Raw genomic sequence first — 23,153 nt, forward strand, 5'->3', positions numbered from 1 at the left:
GGAAATATTGGAATATCCCTCTTTTTTATATTTTTTAAAAAGAAGAAATCCAAATTTCCATTTAATATCTAAAATTCTGGTTATTTCATAATAAAAATAATGTTTATTAAGTGTTTCTATTATCAACTTTTTTTCCTCTTCAGGAAAAACAGAAATATTCTTAATTATTCCTATTTCTTCTATTTCACCCGTTTCTTTCTGATAGAAAATTGAAATGAAATTATAGGGATTGGTAACAGGGAAACATGAAACTGCAAAAACACTCTTATAAAGAATTCCATCTTCTATTAAAAAAAGATTAATTGTATTGAATTCTCCTTTTAAAATTTTAATATTATCCGGGGTCAAATATTCTTTTTTAATTTCCATGTATCAATGCTCCATCAATACTTGAAAGTTGTGTCTGCATAACAATAAGATTATAGTATATACCTCTTTTTTCCATTAATTCATTATGATTTCCAATTTCTGCAATTCTTCCATTATCTATAACAATAATTTTATCAGATTCTTTTAAAGTTGAGAGACGATGAGCAATAATAATAGTAGTTCTGCCCTTCCAGAGTGAAGATAAAGCATCCTGAATTTTTTTCTCCGATTCTGTATCAACAGAAGATGTTGCTTCATCAAGAATCAGAATAGGAGGGTCACATAAGACTGCCCTTGCAATTGTTATTCTCTGTTTTTCCCCACCAGAAAGTCCTGCACCTCTCTCTCCAAGTAAAGTATCATAACCGTTTGGAAATTTCATAATGAATTCATGAGCATTGGCAACTTTCGCTGCATTGATAATTTCCTCAAAAGTAGCATCTGGCTTTCCATAGGATATATTTTCAGAAATTGTTCCTCTAAATAAAAAAGGTTCCTGTAATACAAGTCCTATATGTTTCCTCAATTCATATGAAGGTATATCTTTTAGATTTTTTCCATCTATTAAAATTTCTCCTTCTTGAACATCATAGAATTTACATAATAAATTAACAAGAGTAGTTTTCCCACTCCCACTCCTTCCAACTATTCCGACTATTTCCCCAGGTTCTATTTTAAAACTCACATTTTTTATAACAGGTTGATACGGGTCATAACCAAAAGTTACATTTCTAAATTCAATTTCACCTTTAATTTTCATAAGTTTCACTGCCCTTTTTGGTTCTTTAACCTGTGGTTCAGTATCAAGAACTTCAAAAATTCTATGACTGGCGGTTGTAAAATTACTGAACCAGGTTGATAAAAGGGTAAGATTTGTTAAAGGTGAATAAAACATACCAATATAACTCAAAAAAGCCATTAATTCACCAAGAGTTAATTTCCCCTCAAGAACATTTTTACCTCCAACATACCATATAATCAAACCACCTAAACTGAAGAGAAAAGCCATGAGTGGATTGAAAACAGAAATGTTTATATTGACTGTCCTGACCGAATCCTTTAATTTATCAGCGTAGAAAGTAAATCTATTAAATTCTTTTTCTTCCTGAGAAAATGCCTTTACTGTTTTTATTCCAGAAAGAACATTATTCAAAAATGTTGAAAGTTTTGCCTGACTATCCCAGACCTTATAATATTTTGGATAAACACCACGCCAGAATATAAGGGTTCCAATCACTACAAATGGTATAGGTATCATAACATATAAAGCAAGTAACCAGTTTATTGAAAAAAGCATAATACCTATTCCAATTAACATAAATATATTTAAGAGGAAACCCTGTCCTGCCTGAGTTACAAAACCATGAAATGCTTCAACATCAGAAGAAAATCTTGTCATTATAGTTCCAACTGAATTTATGTCGTAGTAACTCAAAGACAATTCTTCAAGTTTTTTGAATAATTTTTTTCTCAAATTATTTGTAATCAGTGTCCCGACAGAAGTGGATATAGTTCCTACAAGCATATTAATCTGGGCACGGAAAAATTCAGCACTGACAAGTATAATTACAAGATATGGAAGCCAGTCAACATGTTTTCGGGTGGTTAAAACTTCATCTACAAGAATTTTTGTAATTCTTGGAGGTATTAAACTTAAGGCAACTCCTATAACCATTAAAAAGAAAATAATAAAAATCCATCCAATATGCTCAGAAAGTAAAGAAAAAACTCTTGATAATATTGCTCCCTGTTTTAAACAATTTGGACATGTGGACTCTTCCGTCTGCAAAGGGAATCCACATTTCTGACATAAAAATGGATGGGGTTGATTTAATATATCATTGGAAACAGGTTGTCCTGATTTTAAATTTTGTACCTGGGTTATAAAACGAGAAAATTTATATCTGTTTGAATTTGTGAACCTAAATATGTCAATAAAATATCCATCTATTTTAATTTGAAAAAAAGCACTTCCAACCGTCTGTCGTATATTAAAAGATTCTATCCTTTTTAAATCAAAAGAAATTTTTTCCTGAAATCCTTTTTCAGGAATTATATAAAGTTTATCAGATGTAGCAACAATCCTAATTTTTGCAGGATTGCCGAATAAATCAAGGTCTGCTTCTGTTTCCAGTTTTATATCCTTTATTTCTTCCATTTTCTTTAGAATTTTCCGAGTTTTTAATTTTTAAATATTATACCAGATATTCTTGAAAAATATAAAAGAGTGTGATAAATTTTAATAATCTCAAACATCTTTTTAAAATTGTTAGTTTTTTTGTTTAAAATAAAGGAAATGAAATGAAAATTGAAAAATTTTACAGGATAATAAAAATTGACTGGTCACATTTTTTGAAAAAATTAGTTTTTACATTTATTATTTGTTTTTTCTCTTTTAAATTAAACTGTGAAGTTTTTTCTGGATATCCTGAATTAAAAATATTTGGAGAGGATTTTTTTGAAAATTACACCCCACTTTTAAAAACCCACCAGTTACCTTTAAGTGATGATTATATTTTAGGACCTGGAGATACACTTATTATCAATGTGTGGGGATTTTTTGAACAGGAGTATCAAAAAGAAGTTGAAACAGATGGAAGTATTTTTATTTCAGGGATTGGTAAAATTTATCTTGCGGGAAAACCACTGAAGGAAGTCAAAAAAATAATTGAGGATAAATTCTATAAAAAATATAAGAATATTCAGGTCTCTGTTTCGGGAGGGAAAATTAGAACAATTAATATTTATATTCTTGGAGAAGTTAAAAAACCAGGAGTTTATGAAATTTTTCCTTTTTTAAACATAATAGATGTAATTGCCATAGCAGGTGGTCCAAATAAAAATGGTAGTTTAAGAAGAATTGAAATAATTAAAAATGATGGAGGAAAAGAACTTATTGACATCTATCCAATTCTTCTTAAAGGTGAAAAACCAAAAGTTTTTCAATTCCAGAGCGGAGACACTGTTTTTGTTCATCAATCAGAAAATCTTGTCGGAATTACAGGTGGAGTACGAAGACCTGCAATATATGAATTGAAAAATATGGAATTAAAAGAATTGATTGATTTATCAGGTGGTTTTTTACCGGTTGCAGATATTTCTCATATTCAAATTGAAAGAATTGATAAAGAAAAAGGGAGAGTGTTAATTGATATAAAGGAGAAAGATATCTTAAATCTCTCTTTAAAAAATTTTGATGTAGTAAAAGTTCCATTATTAAGTTCTCAATCTTTTTATCAGGTTTCAATAACAGGTGCTGTAAAAACACAGAGAGTTTATGGATGGAAAGAAGGGATTAAAATAAGTAATATTTTAAAAAAAGATGATTTATTACCATTTGCTGAAACAGAAAAAGCAGAAATTATAAGAATTGAAAATGGATATAGAAAAATTATTTCTTTTTCTCCTGAAAAACTTTTTTCAGGAGATACAAATAATGATTTAAATCTTTTACCTCAGGATAAAATTGTAATTTATTCAAAAGAAAGACCTGAAAAAAAAGTTGTAATTACCGGAGAAGTAAAGTACCCTGGAGAATATGTAATTGAAAGTGGAGAAAAAATAAGCAACATTATAAAAAGAGCAGGTAATTTTACTTCTTCTGCTTATCCAAAAGGAATTGTATTTTTAAGGGAATCGGTGAAAAAACAAAAAGAAGAAGAAATAGAAAAACTATTAAAAGAAAAAAGAGAAACATTGAATTCTGCATTAAAAACTGCTCAAAACACAGAAGAAAAACAGGTAATTGAAAAAACTTTAATAGCGGTTGAAAAACTTGCAGAAGTTAAACCACAGGGAAGAATAATCATAAAAATGGATGATTTTGAAAAATTTGAAAATAGTGTTTATGATATTTCTCTTGAAAACGGAGATATTATTTATATACCCAAAAAACCTGTATATGTTTCAGTAGTTGGAGAAGTCAATAATCCAGCAAATGTATTGTATGAACCTGATTTAACTCTGAATGATTATATTCAAAAGACAGGTGGCTTTACAAAAGATGCTGATAGAAAAAGTATTTTTATTGTTAGAGTTGACGGTTCAAGTGATAGAAATTTAGAAAAAATCAGTGAAGGAGACACCATTATTATTCCTTTTGAACCAAGAGGAGAGAAATTAAGATTCATTAAAGATATAATGCAAATTTTCTATCAAATAGCGGTTGGAGTAGGAGTGTTAATAAAATGAATAGAGAAAAAGTAAAAAATGGAATTTTAAAGGGAAGTCCTATAAAAAGACATATAATTTTACTTATTCTAACATATATCGCGGTAATAAACCTTACAGTGCTCTTTTATTTAATTACACCTAAATATTACAGAGCAACATCTACTATTTTGCAACCTCCTGAATCAGAAGTCAGTTTATCTTCCTCACAAACAGCAAAATTTTCAAAAGAACCCCTTTCTCTTATAAGAACAAATACAGAACTTTTTTTCTCCATCCTTAACAGTAGAAGGATGAAAGACGATATAATTGAGAAATTTAATCTCAAAAAACATTACGGTGTATCAAATGATGATGAGGCAATAGAAATACTTAATGAAAGAACTAACATTTTCTTAACAAAAGATAAAGTAATTCAAATAGATGTTATTGATAGAGACCCGAAAATCGCCGCAGGAATAGCAAATTTTTATACAGAAAACCTTGATTATTTAATAAAAGAATTAACAATTACCACAGCAAAACAAAACAGGATATTCATTGAAAAAAGATTGAAAGAAACAACTGAACTTATTGAGGAATTGGAAAAACGACTAACTACAATTCAGAATACCAATAAACTTGTTATTGACCAGGATTTAACTCAAATATCACAAACAGGCGGTAAACTTATGGAACAACTTATAAATAAACAACTTGAACTTGAAAAAGAAAGACAGATTTTAGATGATAAAGACCCTAAAATTATAATGCTTAAAAATGAAATAAAAGAAATACAATCTTCTCTTGCAAAATTACTTGGCTCTCAGGATGAATTAACAAGAATTTTAAGAGAATTAAAAGTTCAGGAATCTCTATATAATTTTCTCACTTCAAAAATGGAAGAAGCAAAAATAGAAGAAACAAGAGATACTCCTGTTGTTCAGATTCTAGATAAAGCAAAAGTTCCTTATAAGGTTTACAAACCTGATATAAAATTTATATTACTTCTTGTAAGCAGTATTATAGGCGGAATTGGATTTCTAATTATATTTTTTGACTTCTTAAGATTTCTTGGAACTATATAGGAAAGGTTTTTATGGATAGAAGAATATGTGCTTATTATAATTACAAAGGAGATGTTTTTGTTGAAGAAGAACCTATTCCTGAATTGAAAGAAGGGGAAATTCTTGTTAAAGTTGAGGCAAGTTTAATAAGTCCCGGAACAGAAATAGGTGGAATTAGAAACTTACGAATCTCCCCTGCTCCAACAAAATTTGAGAAAAGAAGATTTGGATATGCTAATTCAGGAGTAATAGTTGAAATAGGTAAAAAATGTAAAGGATTTAAAATAGGTCAGAGAGTTGCCTGTATGGGTTCTGGATATGCTTTACACACAAATTATGCCTGTATTCCTCAGAATTTATGTTTTCCATTACCTGATGAATTAAGTTTTGAAGAAGGAACTTTCTGCCATTTATCTGCAACTGCACTCTGGGCTGTCAAAAGAGGAAAACTTGAAATAGGGGAAAATGTTGTAGTGGCAGGTTTGGGAATTATAGGTCAGATTGTCAGTCAGTTATCTAAACTTTCAGGATGTCATGTAATTGGGTGGGATAAATATGATTTAAGAATGGAAAAAGCAGTCCAGAATGGTATAGATAGAGTGATTAATATTGAAAAAGAAGATTTAGTCAGACAAACAATTGAATTTTCAAGAAATTACGGAATAGATACAGGATTTATCTGTTTTGGTGGAGAAGCAACTGAAACTATAAAATTACTTGTTGAAACTATGAAGACAGCACCGGATACACATAAAATGGGAAAGATAGTCATTGTTGGATTGGTTTCTGTAAATTTAAATTTTCCAGTTTATTTAGGAAATATTGATATACTTTCATCTTCAAGGACTGGACCTGGTTACCATGATGAAAAATGGGAATACGGAGAAGATTATCCACCAGTTTTTGTTCAATGGAGTACAAAAAGGAATGTTGAAGAAATTTTAATTTTCATAAAAGAAAAAAGATTAAATGTTAAATCACTTATAACAGATATTTTCCCATTAACAGAAATAGCATCAGCATGTGAAAAATTAATAAATCATCCAGAAAAAACCTTAGGTGTGATATTAAAACCATAAAAAGGAGGGAATATGAGATTTCAGAAAGATACTCTCTCAAATGAGGACTTGAAAAAACTTGAAGATTTAAGAAAAAATTGCATAAGAGATATTCTAACAATGACAACAATTGCAAATTCAGGCCATCCCGGAGGAGCAATTTCTTCTCTTGATATTTATCTTATTGTTTTTTCTTATGCAAATATTTCACCTTTAAAAATAGATGACCCTGAAAGAGATAAAATAGTTGTAAGTCATGGACATACATCTGCAGGTGTTTATTCTGTTCTTGGACGTCTCGGTTTTTTTGACATTGATATGGCAATCAGTACATTCAGAAAAACAGGAAGTATTTTTGAAGGACATATTGTAAGAAAAGTGCCTGGAGTTGAATGGGGAACAGGAAATCTTGGACAGGGACTTTCTGCAGGATGTGGTTTTGTCCTTGCAGATAAACTCAACAATAGAAATTCATATACTTTTGTTTTGATGAGTGATGGTGAACAAACAAAAGGTCAAGTTGGTGAAGCGAGAAGATTTGCTATTAAATATGGATTGAATAAACTAAAAGTAATTATTGACTACAACAAAATTCAGATAAGTGGAAAAACTGATAAAGTTATGCCTTGCAGAATCAAAGAAAATTATCTTGCAGATGGGTGGGAAGTTATTGAATGTGATGGTCATGATTTTACCCAACTATATAATTGTATAAAAAAATCTTTATCAATTGATAAACCAACCTGTATACTTGCTCATACAGTAATGGGTAAAGGAATTTCTTTTATGGAAAATGAATATAAATATCATGGAAAACCATTATCAGAAGAAGAATATTTAAAAGCGATGGAGGAACTTAAACTTGAACCTGTATTGGAAAAATACAAAAAGATGAGAGAAAAAGATTGGAAATTCCCCGAAAGAAAATTTTATTTTTCTCCTTCAATTAACACTGGAAAGCCGATTGTCTATGGTAAAGAAGAAAAAACAGATAACAGAACAGCATATGGAAAAGCACTACTTGATATAGCAAAGATTAATAAGGAAAATAAAGAGTATCCCGTAATTGTTTTTGATTGTGACCTTGCTTCAAGTGTAAAAACAGATTTTTTTGAAAAGGAATTCCCAGAAAGATTTTTCCAGGTAGGTGTTCAGGAACATAATGCAGCAACAATAAGTGGAGCAATCTCAACGGATAAATTCATAACATTTTTTTCTGATTTTGGTGTATTTGGTATTGATGAAACATTCAATCAACAACGACTTAATGACCAGAATTTTACTAATTTAAAACTTGTATGCACGCACCTTGGACTTGATGTTGGAGAAGATGGGAAAACACATCAGTGCATTGATTATATCGGAGTTTTAAGAAACTTATATGGATTTAAAATTATAATTCCAGCAGACCCAAATCAAACAGACAGGGTTATAAGGTATATTGCGGACAAACCGGGAAACTGGTTTGTTGGAATGGGAAGAAGTAGAATTCCTGTGATATTGAAAGAAAATGGTGAAGTATTTTTTGATGAGAATTATAAATTTGAATATGGCAGGGCAGACATAATAAGAGAAGGTAAAGATGGATATATTCTAACTTATGGATGTATGGTTTACAGAGCTATTAAAGTTCATGAGAAATTAAAAGAAAATGATGTAGATATAGGAATTATGAATTTCAGTTGTCCGACAGTGATTGATGAAGAAAAGATAAAAATTGCCATAAATACAGGACTTATAATAACCTATGAAGACCATCATATAGATACAGGAATTGGTTCAACAGTTGCTCTATATCTTGCTGAAAAAAGTATAAAGGTTAATTTTTTGAGATTTGGGATTAAAAATTATGGTGCTTCTGGGAATCCTGATGAATTATTTAAAAAAGAAGGTATATCTCCTGAAGATATTGTTGAAAAAATTATAAAGTTTAAAAAGGAGGTATTATGAAATTTGAAATTTTTGGTGGTAATCTTCAATTTGTAAAAGTGTATATTTCTCAGGGAGAAGAAATTTATGCTGAAGCAGGAAAAATGATGTTTAAAAGTAGTAATGTAAACATGGAAACCAGAATGACATCTCAATCAACAAAAGACCTTTTAAAAGATGTTTTAACCAGGACAATTACTGGTGAATCAATTTTTATGACTTATTTTACCTGTTATGATAAAGAGGGCTATGTTGCTTTTGCGGGAGATTTCCCCGGTAAAATTCAGGCGATTGAGTTAAAACCAGGAATTTCTTTTATTGCCCAGAGAGATGCTTTTATATGTGCTGAAAGCAGAGTAAAATTTGGAATTACTTTTCAGAAAAAAGTAGGTCCTGCCTTTTTTGGAGGAGAAGGTTTTATACTTGAAAAATTCACAGGTCCTGGAACAGTTTTTATTCATGCAGGCGGAGATTTTTATGAAATTGATTTAAAAGAAAATGAAAAAATTCATATTGATACAGGTTGTATAGTTGGATTTGAAGAAACAGTTGATTATGACGTTGAGTTTGTAAAGGATATAAAAACAGCAATTTTTGGCGGAGAGGGATTATTTCTTGCAACATTAACCGGTCCTGGAAAGATAATCTTACAGAGTATGACCCTTGCAAGATTAAGAAGAGAACTTGGAGGTTTCGGATTGAAAAAAGGCGGAGGAGAAAAATTTGGACTCGGAGGTTTACTTGGTGGTATTTTAGGCAGTGAGGATTAATTTTTCTAAAGTTTAAAATTTGACTTAAATTAAGTTTAATTTTATAATTTTTTTATGGAGAAAAAGGTAATAAAAAAAGAAGATGTTGAATATTTGAGTAAGTTAGCAAGAATTTCACTGAAAGAAGAAGAAAAAGATAAATTTGAAAAGGAACTTGAAAAAATACTTGAATATGTTTCAAAACTGAATGAGGTAAACACGGAAAACGTTACTCCTTCTTATCATGTTCTACCTATAAAAAATGTATTTAGAGAAGACATACCTGATAAATCCACATCAAAAGAAGAAATTTTAAAAAATGCTCCTGACAGGGACGAAAACTTTTTCAAGGTCCCGAGGATAATATGATGGAGAAAAAATACCTCCCTTTTGAAAAACCAATTGAAGAAATTGAAAAAAAAATTGAAGAAATTGAAAAAAGTAAAACTAAAAATACAGTAGAAAAAAATACTGAAATTCTAAAATTAAAGCAGTTATTAAATGAAAAGAAGAAAGAAATTTATTCTAATCTGACTCCACAACAAATTGTTCAAGTGGCAAGACATCCAAATAGACCTCATACATTAGATTATCTTAACAATATTTTTGATGAATATATTGAATTACATGGTGATAGAATATTTAAAGATGACCCTTCTATTGTAAGTGGTTTTGGTAAATTTTCTGGAATAACAGTTGCTTTTGTTGGTCATCAAAAGGGAAGAGATACAAAAGAAAATATTGAAAGAAAATTTGGTATGGCTCATCCGGAAGGTTATAGAAAAGCAATAAGGATTATGAAACTGGCTGAAAAATTTATAGTCCCTGTTATTACTTTTATTGATACACCAGGAGCACATCCTGATATAGAAGCGGAAGAAAGAGGACAGGCACTTTCAATAGCAACAAATCTTTATGAAATGGCTCTTTTAAAAATTCCAATTTTGTGTATAATAATAGGTGAAGGTGGAAGTGGAGGAGCACTTGGTATTGGAGTTGGCGATAGAATTTTAATGCAAGAGTTTTCAATATATTCAGTTATTTCTCCAGAGGGATGTGCTTCAATCCTTTGGAAAACACAGGAGAAAGTGGAAGAAGCGGCAAAGGCATTAAAGTTAACAGCAAAGGATTTATTTGAACTCAAAATAATAGACGAAATAATACCTGAACCTACTGGAGGAGCGCACAGTGATTGGGAAACAACTTTTAAAATAATGAAAGAAGTAATAGAAAGAAATTTAAAAGAATTAAAAACAATAAAAGTTGAAGAACTTGTTGAATTGAGATATAAAAAATACAGGAAAATAGGTGTTTTTTCAGAAGGAGAGAGAAGTGAATAAACTTAAACTTGTTTTACCAAAAGGGTCTTTACAGGAAACAACTTTATTGATTTTCAAAAATGCTGGTTTTGAAATATACTCAAGTTCAAGAAGTTATTATCTGACAATAGATGACCCTGAAATTGAATGTGTTTTATTAAGAACTCAGGAAATTCCCAGATATGTAGAACTTGGTGCTTTTGACGCAGGAATTGCAGGAAAGGACTGGATAATTGAAAATAATGCAAAAGTTATTGAAGTATGCGAATTGACTTATTCAAAAATGGGATTCAGACCTGTTAAAATAGTACTTGCTGCTCCTGAAAAGTCAAATATTAAAACTGTAAAAGACCTTGAAGGTAAAATTATTGCTACTGAACTGGTCAATCTAACTAAAAGGTATTTAAAGAAAAACAGAGTAAATGCTAAAGTGGAATTTTCATTTGGAGCAACTGAAATTAAAGCAGGAAATCTTGTAGATGCTATTGTTGAAATTACTGAAACAGGCTCTACTTTATATTCTCATAACTTGAAAATAATTGATGTTATTATGGAATCAACTCCAAGATTGATAGCCAATAGAAATTCATGGAAGGACAAATGGAAAAGAGAAAAAATTGAAAATATAGCATTATTATTAAAAGGTGCTTTACAGGCAGAAGGGAAAGTAGGACTAAAAATGAATGTTGAAAAAAAGAATCTTGAAAACATTATAAAAATTTTACCAGCAATGAAAAAACCGACAATATCAACTTTAACCGATAAAAACTGGTATGCTATTGAAACAATAATTGACAAAAATAAAGCAAAAGAATTAATACCAAAATTGAAAAAACTTGGTGCTCAGGGAATTGTTGAATATCCATTAAACAAAGTAATTATTTAAAGGGAGGGAGTATGCCTTGCGGAAGAAAAAGGAAAATAAAAAAGGTTAAAAGACATAAGTACAAAAAAAGAAGAAAAGCAATGAGACATAAAAAGAGAAAATGATATGAAAAAATATCTGGTATTAACAGGTTTACTTTTAATTCTTACAGGATGTATTACTCCTAATTTGAAAAAAGATATTGCTTTAAAAACATATCTTTCAGGACTTATTTATGAAGATGAAAAAGATAATACTTCTGCTATTAAAGAATTTGAAGAAACAATAAAGAAAGGAGGTCCTGACCCATATATTTACATAAAAATTGGCAACTTATATATGAAGGAAAACAATTATAAAAAGGCAAAGGAGAATTTTCAGAAAGCATCCAATTTAAATCCTGATATTCCTGAACCTTATTTTGGTCTGGGACTAGCAAATTTACTTGAAAAAAAATATAAAGAGGCTTCAATATATATTGAAAAAGGACTTAAAATAAAACCTGATAGTAGTTCTTTTAGATTGATTTTATGTGACATTTATTCAAAATTAAATAATTTCAATATGGCGGAACATCATTATAAAATTCTTATTGAAGAATATCCTGATAATTATCTTTTACATTATAATCTGGCTAAAATTTATGAAGCACAGGGAAATTACAAAGAAGCGGAAAAAATGTATTTAGGAATATTAGAAAAACGACCTAATTTCTGGGAAGGATATTTATCTCTGGGAATCCTTTATCAGAAAGAAAATAAAATAGAACAGGCAAAAGAGTATCTTGAAAAAAGTTTACAGTTTAATCCATTTAATAAACTTGCATATTCACTTCTTGCGGTTATATATTACAGCGAAAAAAATGATGAAAAAACAAAAGAAATATTATTGAAAGCAATTGAAAGAGGCCTGAAAGAAAAAGAATTTTATGATTTTCTTGGTTCAATCTATATGGGTGAAAAAAATTATGAAATTGCAGAGACATACTGGGTTGAAAGTTTAAAAATTGAAGATTCATCAGATACAAGATTTAAATTAGGCGTTTTATATGACAAAAAGGGTGATTTTGAAAAGATGGAAGAAAACATGAAAAAAGCAATAGAACTTAATCCTGAAAATTCTTTTGCTTTAAATTATCTTGGATATTCTTACCTTCTTAAAGATAAAAATCTTAATGAAGCATTTGAGATGATAAAAAAAGCATGTAAAATTGAACCCAATAATGGTGCCTATCTTGATAGTTTGGGATGGGCTTATTATAAACTCGGGGACTATAAAAATGCAAAGAAATATCTTGAAAAAGCAGTTAAACTTGAAAAAGACCCTGAAATATATGAACATCTTGGATATCTGTATTTTCAATTAAAGGACTTTGAAAAATCTATTCTTTATTTTTCAAAAGTGTATGAAGAAACTGGCAAAAAAGAAATTCTGGAAATGATTGAAAAAGTCAAGAATATGCTAAAAAATGAAACTACTGGAAAAAATAAAAGATGATTATCCCCTTATAAAAGACCTATCCATTGAACAATTAAATCAGTTATGTGAAGAAATAAGAGAATTCATTATTGAAGTGGTTTCTAAAAATGGTGGACACCTTTCATCAAATCTTGGCACAGTAGAAATAACAGTTGCTCTTCATAAGGTTTTCAATATTCCTCCAGATAAAATCATATGGGATGTAGGACATCAATCTTACACTCATAAAATTTTAACAAGATATGAAAAATTTGAAACATTGAGAAAATATGGTGGAATAAGTGGTTTCCCAAATCCAGGTGAAAGTGAGACAGATATTTTTTTAGTTGGACATGCTGGAACAGGTATTTCTTCTGCAACAGGGATTAAGATAGGAAATGATTTTAAAGAAAAAAAAGAACAAATAATTGCGGTTATAGGAGACGGTTCATTAACAAATGGTATTACTTTTGAAGGATTAAACTTTCTTGGAGATATTAAAAAGAATGTAAAAATTATTCTAAACGATAATAAAATGTCTATTTCACCAACAAAAGGAGCACTTTCTTATTATTTAACAAAATTTATAAGTTCCCCTCTCATTAATAAACCAAAAGAAGAATTTGTAGAAATTTTAAAAAAAATTCCTGCTTTAGGAGATGATATATTAAAAATAACAAAAGAACTGGAAAAGAAAACAAAATTTCTGATTGTACCTGGAGTATTTTTTGAAAAACTTGGTATAAGATATTTTGGTCCAATTGATGGCCATGATATTGAAAAGTTGATTGAAATTCTTGAAAATATAAAAGAAATTAATGAACCTGTTGTTTTACATGTTATTACAAAAAAAGGAAAGGGTTATAGTTTTGCTGAATCAGACCCTGAAAAATTTCATTCAATAGGACCTTTTGATATAAAAACAGGTAATATAACAGGAACTCAAAAAACAAATTCAAAATTTGTAGGAGAAATACTTGAAAAACTTGCAGAAAAAAATAATTTTTTTGTAATAACAGCAGCAATGGAAAAGGGACTTGGACTTGAAAATTTTGCCAGAAATTATCAGGATAGATTTTTTGATGTTGGAATTGCTGAAAGTAATGCTGTGATTATTGCCTCTGGAATTGCTAAAAGTGGAATGAATGTTTTTGTCGCAATTTACAGTACCTTTTTACAGAGAACATATGACCAGATTTTCCATGATATTTGCCTGCAAAACCTTCCTGTAATTTTTCTTGTTGACAGGGCTGGAATAGTTGGAGAAGATGGACCAACACATCATGGAATTTTTGATATATCTTTTTTAAGAACTATACCAAATCTTAAAATTTATGCTCCTTACAGTTTAGAAACTTTAAAAGAAACTATTGAAAATTCAATTTATCAAAAAATGCCAACATTTATCAGATATCCAAGAGATATTTTACCGGAAACTATAAATGAAGAAATAAATGAAGGTAGTAGTGTAGTTATTCTGGCAGTTGGAAGTATGGCTTTAAATTCATACTTTGCATTTGAAAAACTAAAAAAAGAAAAAATTATTTTAAGTTTTATACCTGTAAATCAAATTAAACCTGTTGATGAAGTTTTAATGAAAAAAATTGAAAAATTTGATAAAATTATAACTGTAGAAGAAAATATTACATCTGGTGGTTTTGGTTCATACTTACTTGAGATTTTTTCGGATAGGAATATAAAAAAGTATATTTTTAGAATAGGATTACCTGAAACTTTTATAGAACACGGTGATAGAAATTTACTTCTTGATAAATACGGACTTTCAGTTGAAAAAATTTATGAAAAAATCAGGGAGTTTTTAAATGTTTGAAAGAATTTTTATACTTGAAAATAAAAAAATTACAGGGATTGCAAAGGAAAAAGAAAAACTTGAAAACCTGTTAAAAAGTTGTGGAAAAACTGTTGAAAAAAAAATAAAAAATCCCGACTTAATTTTAACAATGGGTGGAGATGGTACAATTTTAAAGGCAATTGGACTTCTGAAAAGTCCAAAAACAATAATTTATGGTATTAATTATGGAAAAGTTGGCTTTTTAACAAACTCTTCTGAAAATATTGAAGAGAAAATTAAAAAAGTTTTAGACGGAAAATTTAAAATTTCAGAAAGGATACTACTTGAACTTAAAATTAAAAAAGGAAATAAGGCAGTATATAAAGGTAAAGTACTTAATGATTTTTTAGTTTTTAGAAAAGGAATAAGAATAGTTGAAATTGAAGTATTTATTGATGAAAAAAGTGTATTTAATTTTAGAGGAGATGGGATAATAATTTCTACTCCAACAGGTTCAACTGCTCATTCTCTTTCAGCAGGAGGTCCTGTAATTTTTCCTGATAATGAATGTATTTTACTTACTCCTTTCTGTCCCTATTCTTTAAATACAAGACCATTGATTATTCCTTCTGATAAAATTGTTAAAATTAAGATTTCACCTGATGGAAAAGTTATAGGAGATGGACAGAAGGAATATGATGTAGAAAAAGACGAATTGATAGAAATAAAAAAAAGTGAAATCAAGGCAAAATTGATAATAGAAGATAATTTCTCTGAAAAATTAAAATCAAAATTTAACTTTGGAAAATGAAATATATTATAAAAGTAAATAAAGAAAGATGTAAAAGTTGCAGATTATGTATAGAAATATGTCCTTCTGGTGTTTTTACTCTATCAGAAAATTTTAATTGTATGGGCTATCATTATGTTGAAGTTGTAAATGGAAAAAATTGTATTGGTTGTAAAAGGTGTGTTATAATTTGTCCAGATGTTGCAATTGAGATATATAAAAACAAAAAAAAGGAGGAGATATGAAGTTAAAAATAGGAGTTATTCCGGATTGTTTTAGATTGCCAATTAAGGAAGGGATAAAGAAAGCAGCAGAACTTGGTCTTGATGGTATTCAACCTTATGCAACCCATGGTGATTTAGACCCAAAAAATTTAACAAAGACAGGAAGGGACGATTTAAAACACTTTGTTGAAAGTTTAGGGCTTGTTATAAGTGCTCTTGTAGGTGATTTTGGAGGGCATGGTTTTGCTGACCCAAAAACAGTTGAATGGAGAATAGAGAGAACAAAGGAAGTAATAGACCTTGCTTATGACCTTGGAGTTAAAGTTGTAACTACACATATAGGAGTTGTTCCTGAAGATGAGAATGATATTGCATGGAAAACGATGGAAGAATCTCTTCCAGAAGTAGGTACATATGCTTATGATAAAGGAATAGTTCTTGCCACAGAAACTGGTCCGGAACCCGCGGTTTTATTAAAAAAACTTCTTGATAAAATAGGAAATCCTGGTCTTAAAGTAAATTATGACCCTGCAAATCTTGTAATGGTTGCAGGAGATGACCCTGTAAAAGGAGTATATACATTAAAGGATTATATTGTTCACACACATGCAAAAGACGGGATTAAACTTCCTGATGAAAATGGTAAGAAAAGATGGAAGGAATTACCTCTTGGAGAAGGTGGAGTTAACTGGCCTGAATATTTAAAAGCAATGAAAGAAATTGGATATAATGGATTTTTTACTATTGAAAGAGAAGTTGGAGAAAAACCAGAAGTTGACATAATTAAAGCAAGAGATTTTTTAAGAAAACTTGAAAAGGAAATTTGGAGTAAATAAAAATTAATTTCTTTTTGTTAGATTATAAAGATTCTTCGGATTTTCAAAAAAGATATTTTTTATTACTTCAAAACCATCTTCAAAACTCATAATTTTTTCTTTTATTCTTTTTGCTATTACAGTTGCCACATCTTCTTTTGCCATTACTAAATGCCCGTATACTTTTTCAACAGGTAAATTATAATCTCCACCAAATGCAATAATTTTATTTACAGGAATTAAATCAAAACATTCATCCAGAGCATCAATTGCAAATTTCTGAGAAATTATATGGGTCCATGCAAAATTAAGATAAACATTTGAGTATTCCTTACCAAGATTAAGTGCTTCTCTAACATATGGAAAACCACAATGATAAATATCAAATTTAACTTCTGGATGTCTTTTTAAAACAGGAATAAAATTTTCAGGAGAAAGTCGTCTGAAGTCACCCCAATAACCTGTATGAACCGCAATTACTAAATTCTGTTCACCAACAAACTTAATAATTTCATCATGTACATAATCAAAAATAGGATTTGTTCCTATAATTGAAGGGGGTAAAACAGGTGCTTCTATTTTTTTAATTTTTCCTTTCATAATTCTGTTAAATAAATCTCTTGCCTTTTTTCTATCAGGAATTCCAAAAGGAAAAGCCATTGTTTTAAATCCTACTGCTCCATTTTCTTTTGATTTTAAAATATATTTTTTATATTCTTCAATAAGGTCGTCAATTGCTTTTATTCTGTTTTTCTCATTATACGGGGATTTTGTTAAATTTTCCAATGTATCCATTTCTCCATTTTTATTGAGTGGCATAAGTGGAATTAAAATTTCAGATTCTGTTTCAGTTGTCCCGCATTGAGTTAATGCAAATTTTATTTTACATGTATCCCGCAGAACTTTTTTATATATTCCCTTTTTATTAAATTCTTTAATTTTTTCAGAAATTTCATAATAATTCCCATCATTTATATCATCAAATCCATAAAATTTTTTTAATGAAAGTAAAACCGCCTTTGAATAGGAAGTATATCTGATTTTTTTCCAGAAAGGTAAAAAAATCTTCCATCTTTTTTCAAGTGGTATTTCATGATTAAAGAGTGATTTATATTGTTCTTCTGACATACCTGCTCTTAAAAGGTCTCCATGTGTATAATGAGAAAAAAGAATAAAAACATCCGTTTCTTTTTCTATTCGGATTCTTTCAGGTGGTAAATGTTCGTGTGCATCAATAATTTCAAGATTTTCCATTTTTTCCAGCAATTTTTCTTTTATTTTTTCTATTTCCATAATTTCCTCCGTTTCAAAATTAAATTGGAAAGTTATTTATCACTTCAGAAATTAAAAGTAAATTTTTCTGCCATCTTTCTCTTGGAATATCTTCTGTAATTCCGATAATCAATCTGAAATCATTTTTTGAAATTTCAATGATTTCATAGAGGAATTCTTTTATTTTTTCTTCTGAAGCAAGATGAAGTGAAGATGGAAAATTTATCCATAAAATTTTATCTTTCCACAAATTATACCCTTCTTCAAATTTCATATCTGTATCAGGATAAGGGGAAAATGCTTCTATATAATCAAGCGGTGACTTTGCAATTAAATCTGCCCAGACCTTATTATTTCCGTCAAGATGAGGACCAAAAACCTTCCCTTTTTTATGTAAAATTTCTGCTGCTTCATAATATAAGGGTAAAACATATCTTTCAAATCTTCCTCTACCCATAACATTTCCTGTTTCATTACCTCCAAAATTAAAAGCAAAGCATGGTGATTCTGCAAGTATAGGATATAACTCTCTTAATTTCTCAACCATATTTTTATATAAATTTTCAATTTCATCTCTTCTTTCTGCCCATTCTTCAGAAAATTTTTCAATTCCCATAAAATCAATCATTATCTGATGTAAAGGTGTTAAAGCAATATTTCCCCTTAAAAAAACATCACCACCACTTTCTCTTTCAAGTTCAATAAATTTTTCATAATCAGGAATATATTTAGCATTTTTAACCATAAAATTTATTTTTTTATAATCATCAGGGGTTTTAAATAAATGTGTAATCTTCCATATTGTAAAATCTCCTGTTTGAGAGGTTTTTCTTTGAGTTGTTTCAAGTTCTCCAAAGGGTGTTTCAATTAATGTTTTAGTATATGTAATTCCATTTTCTGTATATGTAATAGTTTTAAAGGATAAATCTGGATAGGCAGTTTTATATACAGAAGTTCTCCTTAAAATACATAATCCGTTATTCCTTAAAATTCTTTCTACTGTACATTGAGGTAATTTATTTTCGTAAATTGTAAAAGGTATTTTATCAGGTTTACTCTTTCTTAATACAGATTCAACTCTTTCCTTTGGTTCCATTATATTTTATTTTACATACATTAAATTTCAAGTCAATCAATTATAGAAAAAATCAGAAATGAAGGTTGACATAAAGAATAGAAAGATATAAACTAAAACTGTATGAAAAAAATAATCATTACAGGTGGTGCTGGATTTATAGGGACAAACCTCTCATTATATTTGTTAAAAGATAAAAATAATTATGTAGTTGTCTACGATAACCTTTCAAGAAAAGGAGTTTTAAAGAATCTTGAATATTTACAATCTCTTAAATTAAAGAATTTTGAATTTGTAAAAGGAGATATAAGGGATTATAAGAAATTAAATGAAGTTGTTAAAAAATCCGATATTATTTATCATCTTGCAGCACAGGTTGCTGTTACAAAATCTGTTGAAGACCCTATTGATGACTTTGAAGTAAATTCCACTGGAACTTTATATTTACTTGAAGCAATAAGAAAAAATTGTCCTGATGCAGTTTTAATTTTCAGTTCCACAAATAAAGTATATGGAGAATTAAGTCATTTAAAATTAAAAGAGGGTAAAAAAAAGTATTTTCTGGCTGATAGAAAAAATGGAATAGATGAAAAGGAAAACCTTGATTTTCACTCTCCATACGGCTGTTCAAAAGGGACTGCTGACCAGTATATAAGGGATTACTATAGAATTTACGGAATAAAAAGTGTTGTCTTCAGGCAATCTTGTATTTATGGTCCTTTTCAGTATGGTAATGAAGACCAGGGCTGGGTTGCTCATTTTATTATCAAGGCAATTCTTGGAGAAAAAATAAATATATATGGAGATGGAAAACAGGTAAGGGATATTCTTGAAGTTTCTGACCTTATAAATGCATATCAACTGGCTATAGAAAATATTGAGGAATGTAAAGGAGAAATTTTTAATATTGGAGGTGGAGTTAGGAATACTTTCTCTTTACTTGAATTGATTGAATACCTTGAAAAAAAATTAAATAAAAAAATTGAAGTTGAATTTTTTGACTGGAGACCAGGTGACCAGAAAGTATTTATAAGTAATAATAAAAAACTTGAAAAATATACTGGCTGGAATGTAAAAATTGATAAATATAAAGGTGTTGATAACTTGATAAGATGGGTAAATGAGAACTTACAAATAATAAAAGAGGTTTTGAAATGAGAAATATTGGAATAATTGGTGCTGGTCATGTTGGACTTACTACAGGTGCGTGCTTTTCAAAACTTGGAAATAAAGTTATATGCTGTGATAATGATGTTGAAAAAGTTAAAAAACTTAAAAATTTGATAATGCCTTTCTATGAACCAGGTCTTGAAGAAATTGTTAAAGAAGGAGTTGAAAAAAATCTGTTAACCTTCACTGACTCAATTTATGAAACTGTTGAAAATTCAGAAATAATATTCATAGCAGTTGGAACTCCACCAACAGAAGAAGGAAAAGCAGATTTATCTTATGTAGAAAATGTTACTGTTGAAATAGCAAAATCACTTACAGAAATGAAAAAGAAAAAGGTTGATGAAAAAATTTATAGATTAATTGTAGAAAAAAGTACTGTTCCTGTTCTGACAAGTGAATGGGTAAAAAAAACACTGGAATTATTAACTCCAACAGGAACTGAATTTGATATTGCTGCAAATCCAGAATTTTTAAGAGAAGGCAGTGCTGTAAATGATTTTTTCTATCCTGATAGAATTATAATAGGTGTTGAAAGTGAAAAAGGAAAAAAAATATTTGAGGAAATATATGCTCCAATAAAATGTCCCAGAATTTTTACTGATATAAAAAGTGCAGAATTGATTAAACATGCTTCAAATTCTTTCCTTGCTTTAAAAATTTCTTATATAAATGCTATAGCAAATATCTGTGAAAAAGTAGGTGCTGATGTTGATGTAGTTGCAGAAGGGATGGGACTTGACAAAAGAATAGGTAAAGAATTTTTAAAAGCAGGTGTTGGATATGGTGGAAGTTGTTTTCCAAAAGATGTTTCTGCATTTATACATATCTGTGAGGAACTTGGTTATCCCTTTGACCTTTTAAAAGAAGTCCAAAAAATAAATCATCAGCAGAGGTTACTTATAATAAAAAAAGCGAAAGAATTACTATGGAATCTAAAGGATAAAACTATAGGAATTTTCGGACTTTCTTTTAAACCCAAAACAGATGATATAAGAGAATCACCAGCAATTGAAATAATAAATTTATTAAAAAAAGAAAATGCAAAATTAAAATGTTGCGACCCAAAAGCAATTGAAAATATGAAAAAGATATTTCCTGACTTATTTTATTCAGAAGACCCTTATGAAACTGCAAATGGCTGTCATCTTTTAATTTTTTTAACAGAATGGGAAATTTTTAAAAATCTTGACTGGAAAAAAATAAAAGAAATAATGAAGATGCCTTATATAATTGATGGTAGGAACTTTCTTGATTATAAAAATTTAAGGAATATTGGATTTGTTTACAGAGGGATAGGGAGAAAAAATGAATAAAAAAATTTTAATAAGTGGAGGAGCGGGTTTTGTTGGAAGTCATTTGTGTGATTTTTTTGTTAATAATGGATATACTGTCTGGTGTATTGATAACTTTATAACATCCACAAAAACAAATATAAAACATCTCTTAAATAACAAAAATTTTGTTTTTATTGAAAAGGACCTAATTTATCTTAATGAAGATGAAATAAAGGAAAAATTTGATTATGTTTTACATTTTGCAAGTCCTGCTTCACCTGTTGATTATATGAAATATCCGATTGAAACACTGAAAGTAAATTCTATTGGTACTGAAAAAATGCTTAATATTGCTTTAAAATCAAAATCTACTTTTTTATTTTCTTCTACTTCTGAAGTTTATGGAGACCCGCTTATACCTGTTCAGAATGAAGAGTACTGGGGAAATGTTAATCCAATTGGTCCGAGAAGTGTTTATGATGAAGGAAAAAGATATGGAGAGGCAATCGTTATGGCTTATCACCGTAAGTATAAGTTAAATACCAAAATAATAAGAATTTTCAATACCTATGGACCGAGAATGCGACTTAATGACGGAAGAGTTATACCGAATTTTATATATAATGCTTTAAACAATAAACCATTACCAATTTATGGAGACGGAAATCAGACAAGAAGTTTTTGTTATATTGATGATTTAATTAGAGGAATTATAAAAGTTCTTGAAGTAGATTATAATTTACCCATTAATCTCGGAAATCCTGAAGAATTTACAATAAGCCAACTTGCTGAAAAAATAGAAAAAATATTTGGCAAAAAACTTGGATTTGAATTCCTTCCACCTCTTCCAGATGACCCAAGAAAAAGAAAACCTGATATAACACTTGCAAAAAAATTACTCAACTGGGAACCACAAATTAAACTTGAAGAAGGGCTAAAAAAAACAATTGAATATTATATTCGCCTTTCTAAATCTTCATAAAGTCGTTTTTAATGAATTTTTTATACCAGTTATTATATTCCTTATAGTTTGAAAGATGGATTTGAAAAGGAGAGAAAGAGTCAATTTTTGATTTTATTTCAGTTTTAATTTTTATCCTCTCTTCGTATGAATTAGGCAAATTATCTGAAATAATTAAAACATCTATATCGCTTAAAGGAGTATATTCATTTTTTACAACAGAACCAAAAACAATTACCTCTACTTTCCCTAATATTTTTTCTGCCTCTTCTTTTATTTTTTTGCAATAAAAAAGATAATTTTTAAAATACTTCTCCTTCTCCTCTGCCCTTTTTTTTAATATATCTACTAAACTTTTACTCATTAAAAAATTTCTCCCCTGTTAAATTTTCAGTAAACAATATAAATTTCTTTGCGTTTTCTATAAATTGATTTGCAATATTTTTTGAAAAATTTTTTGGGAAATATCTTGTTGTAAAATAAGCATCTTCAAGGTTATTAAAAAATATCTCATTCTTTTTATAATATTCAATTATCCCTTTTTTCTCATAAACATCCGACAAACTTTTTATTAATTCAGAAAAATAGTGTGTTTTAGGCCAATCAGTAATTTTAATTCCTATCAAATACTTTATCCATAATTGAATTGCCTGTTCTATATTGAAAACAGAAAGATTATATTTGCCTTCTTTATAAAGACGAACTCCCTCATTCCAAAACTCTTTGCTTCTTTCTTTTAAAAAATTTATTTCTTTTGCCATTTAAATAATTATATTACCTTGTTATTTAAATTTCAATTTTTGATTTTTGTTTT

22 protein-coding genes are annotated in these 23,153 nt (G+C 29.0%); 16 read left to right on the forward strand and 6 right to left on the reverse strand.

All coding sequences use genetic code 11. The annotated features are described in order from the left end of the window. Both PKV21_01370 and PKV21_01375 read right to left on the reverse strand, forming a co-directional pair. Positions 1-369, reverse strand: a 369-nt coding sequence (locus PKV21_01370) for a DUF1854 domain-containing protein (protein HOM26139.1), incomplete at its 3' end; no start/stop codon positions are given. Then, positions 359-2,527 (reverse strand): ABC transporter ATP-binding protein, encoded by a 2,169-nt coding sequence (locus PKV21_01375; protein ID HOM26140.1) that lies wholly within the window; start codon positions 2,525-2,527, stop codon positions 359-361. The genes PKV21_01375 and PKV21_01370, both read right to left, overlap by 11 nt. A 143-nt stretch (positions 2,528-2,670) precedes the next feature. Between PKV21_01375 and PKV21_01380 the strand changes: the two genes are divergently transcribed. The 13 genes from PKV21_01380 to PKV21_01440 all read left to right on the forward strand — a co-directional run bounded on the left by PKV21_01380 (position 2,671) and on the right by PKV21_01440 (position 16,605). Next, positions 2,671-4,560 carry an SLBB domain-containing protein gene (locus tag PKV21_01380; protein ID HOM26141.1) on the forward strand — a complete coding sequence of 630 codons (1,890 nt, stop codon included), beginning with the start codon at positions 2,671-2,673 and terminating at the stop codon, positions 4,558-4,560. After that, positions 4,557-5,606, forward strand: a complete 1,050-nt coding sequence (locus PKV21_01385) for a hypothetical protein (protein ID HOM26142.1) — start codon at positions 4,557-4,559, stop codon at positions 5,604-5,606. The genes PKV21_01380 and PKV21_01385 overlap by 4 nt, the downstream gene beginning before the upstream one ends. An 11-nt stretch (positions 5,607-5,617) precedes the next feature. Then, the gene (locus PKV21_01390) at positions 5,618-6,664 is read left to right on the forward strand and encodes a zinc-binding dehydrogenase (GenBank protein ID HOM26143.1); all 1,047 of its coding nucleotides are present in this window, start codon (positions 5,618-5,620) and stop codon (positions 6,662-6,664) included. Between the two features lie 12 nt (positions 6,665-6,676). Further along, positions 6,677-8,593, forward strand: a complete 1,917-nt coding sequence (locus PKV21_01395) for a transketolase (GenBank protein ID HOM26144.1) — start codon at positions 6,677-6,679, stop codon at positions 8,591-8,593. Beyond that, positions 8,590-9,342 carry a TIGR00266 family protein gene (locus tag PKV21_01400; GenBank protein HOM26145.1) on the forward strand — a complete coding sequence of 251 codons (753 nt, stop codon included), beginning with the start codon at positions 8,590-8,592 and terminating at the stop codon, positions 9,340-9,342. The genes PKV21_01395 and PKV21_01400 overlap by 4 nt, the downstream gene beginning before the upstream one ends. Before the next feature lie 54 nt (positions 9,343-9,396). Further along, a complete protein-coding gene (gatC, locus tag PKV21_01405; protein ID HOM26146.1) occupies positions 9,397-9,690 on the forward strand; it encodes an Asp-tRNA(Asn)/Glu-tRNA(Gln) amidotransferase subunit GatC in 294 nt (97 codons plus the stop codon). After that, a complete protein-coding gene (locus PKV21_01410) occupies positions 9,687-10,661 on the forward strand; it encodes an acetyl-CoA carboxylase carboxyltransferase subunit alpha (protein HOM26147.1) in 975 nt (324 codons plus the stop codon). The genes gatC and PKV21_01410 overlap by 4 nt, the downstream gene beginning before the upstream one ends. Further along, the gene (gene hisG, locus PKV21_01415; GenBank protein ID HOM26148.1) at positions 10,654-11,526 is read left to right on the forward strand and encodes an ATP phosphoribosyltransferase; all 873 of its coding nucleotides are present in this window, start codon (positions 10,654-10,656) and stop codon (positions 11,524-11,526) included. Before PKV21_01410 ends, hisG begins: the two co-directional genes overlap by 8 nt. 105 nt (positions 11,527-11,631) lie before the next feature. After that, positions 11,632-13,002 (forward strand): tetratricopeptide repeat protein, encoded by a 1,371-nt coding sequence (locus PKV21_01420; protein ID HOM26149.1) that lies wholly within the window; start codon positions 11,632-11,634, stop codon positions 13,000-13,002. Beyond that, on the forward strand, positions 12,974-14,794 hold the full coding sequence (gene dxs, locus PKV21_01425) for a 1-deoxy-D-xylulose-5-phosphate synthase (GenBank protein ID HOM26150.1): 1,821 nt from the start codon (positions 12,974-12,976) through the stop codon (positions 14,792-14,794). Before PKV21_01420 ends, dxs begins: the two co-directional genes overlap by 29 nt. Then, positions 14,787-15,566 (forward strand): NAD(+)/NADH kinase, encoded by a 780-nt coding sequence (locus PKV21_01430; protein HOM26151.1) that lies wholly within the window; start codon positions 14,787-14,789, stop codon positions 15,564-15,566. The genes dxs and PKV21_01430 overlap by 8 nt, the downstream gene beginning before the upstream one ends. Continuing rightward, positions 15,563-15,790 (forward strand): 4Fe-4S dicluster domain-containing protein, encoded by a 228-nt coding sequence (locus PKV21_01435; protein ID HOM26152.1) that lies wholly within the window; start codon positions 15,563-15,565, stop codon positions 15,788-15,790. The genes PKV21_01430 and PKV21_01435 overlap by 4 nt, the downstream gene beginning before the upstream one ends. After that, complete coding sequence (locus PKV21_01440; GenBank protein HOM26153.1) at positions 15,787-16,605, forward strand: sugar phosphate isomerase/epimerase family protein; 819 nt, start codon at positions 15,787-15,789, stop codon at positions 16,603-16,605. The genes PKV21_01435 and PKV21_01440 overlap by 4 nt, the downstream gene beginning before the upstream one ends. 3 nt (positions 16,606-16,608) lie before the next feature. Here the strand turns inward: PKV21_01440 and PKV21_01445 are convergent, their stop codons facing one another. Then, on the reverse strand, positions 16,609-17,877 hold the full coding sequence (locus PKV21_01445) for an amidohydrolase family protein (protein HOM26154.1): 1,269 nt from the start codon (positions 17,875-17,877) through the stop codon (positions 16,609-16,611). A gap of 19 nt (positions 17,878-17,896) precedes the next feature. Beyond that, positions 17,897-18,952: a hypothetical protein gene (locus tag PKV21_01450; GenBank protein HOM26155.1), complete on the reverse strand. Its 1,056-nt coding sequence runs from the start codon at positions 18,950-18,952 to the stop codon at positions 17,897-17,899. 102 nt (positions 18,953-19,054) lie between these two features. Here PKV21_01450 and PKV21_01455 point away from each other — a divergent pair, with 102 nt between their 5' ends. The 3 genes from PKV21_01455 to PKV21_01465 are packed head-to-tail and all read left to right on the forward strand — an operon-like array spanning position 19,055 to position 22,360. Continuing rightward, on the forward strand, positions 19,055-20,089 hold the full coding sequence (locus PKV21_01455) for a GDP-mannose 4,6-dehydratase (protein ID HOM26156.1): 1,035 nt from the start codon (positions 19,055-19,057) through the stop codon (positions 20,087-20,089). After that, positions 20,086-21,417, forward strand: a complete 1,332-nt coding sequence (locus PKV21_01460) for a UDP-glucose/GDP-mannose dehydrogenase family protein (protein HOM26157.1) — start codon at positions 20,086-20,088, stop codon at positions 21,415-21,417. Before PKV21_01455 ends, PKV21_01460 begins: the two co-directional genes overlap by 4 nt. Further along, positions 21,410-22,360 carry an SDR family oxidoreductase gene (locus PKV21_01465; protein HOM26158.1) on the forward strand — a complete coding sequence of 317 codons (951 nt, stop codon included), beginning with the start codon at positions 21,410-21,412 and terminating at the stop codon, positions 22,358-22,360. Before PKV21_01460 ends, PKV21_01465 begins: the two co-directional genes overlap by 8 nt. Here the strand turns inward: PKV21_01465 and PKV21_01470 are convergent. Both PKV21_01470 and PKV21_01475 read right to left on the reverse strand, forming a co-directional pair. Then, the gene (locus PKV21_01470) at positions 22,347-22,703 is read right to left on the reverse strand and encodes a nucleotidyltransferase domain-containing protein (GenBank protein HOM26159.1); all 357 of its coding nucleotides are present in this window, start codon (positions 22,701-22,703) and stop codon (positions 22,347-22,349) included. The genes PKV21_01465 and PKV21_01470 overlap by 14 nt on opposite strands. Continuing rightward, positions 22,696-23,100 (reverse strand): HEPN domain-containing protein, encoded by a 405-nt coding sequence (locus tag PKV21_01475; protein ID HOM26160.1) that lies wholly within the window; start codon positions 23,098-23,100, stop codon positions 22,696-22,698. Before PKV21_01475 ends, PKV21_01470 begins: the two co-directional genes overlap by 8 nt. Positions 23,101-23,153 lie beyond the last annotated feature (53 nt).

The organism is bacterium (assembly GCA_035371905.1).
GTDB lineage: Bacteria > Ratteibacteria > UBA8468 > B48-G9 > JAFGKM01 > JAMWDI01.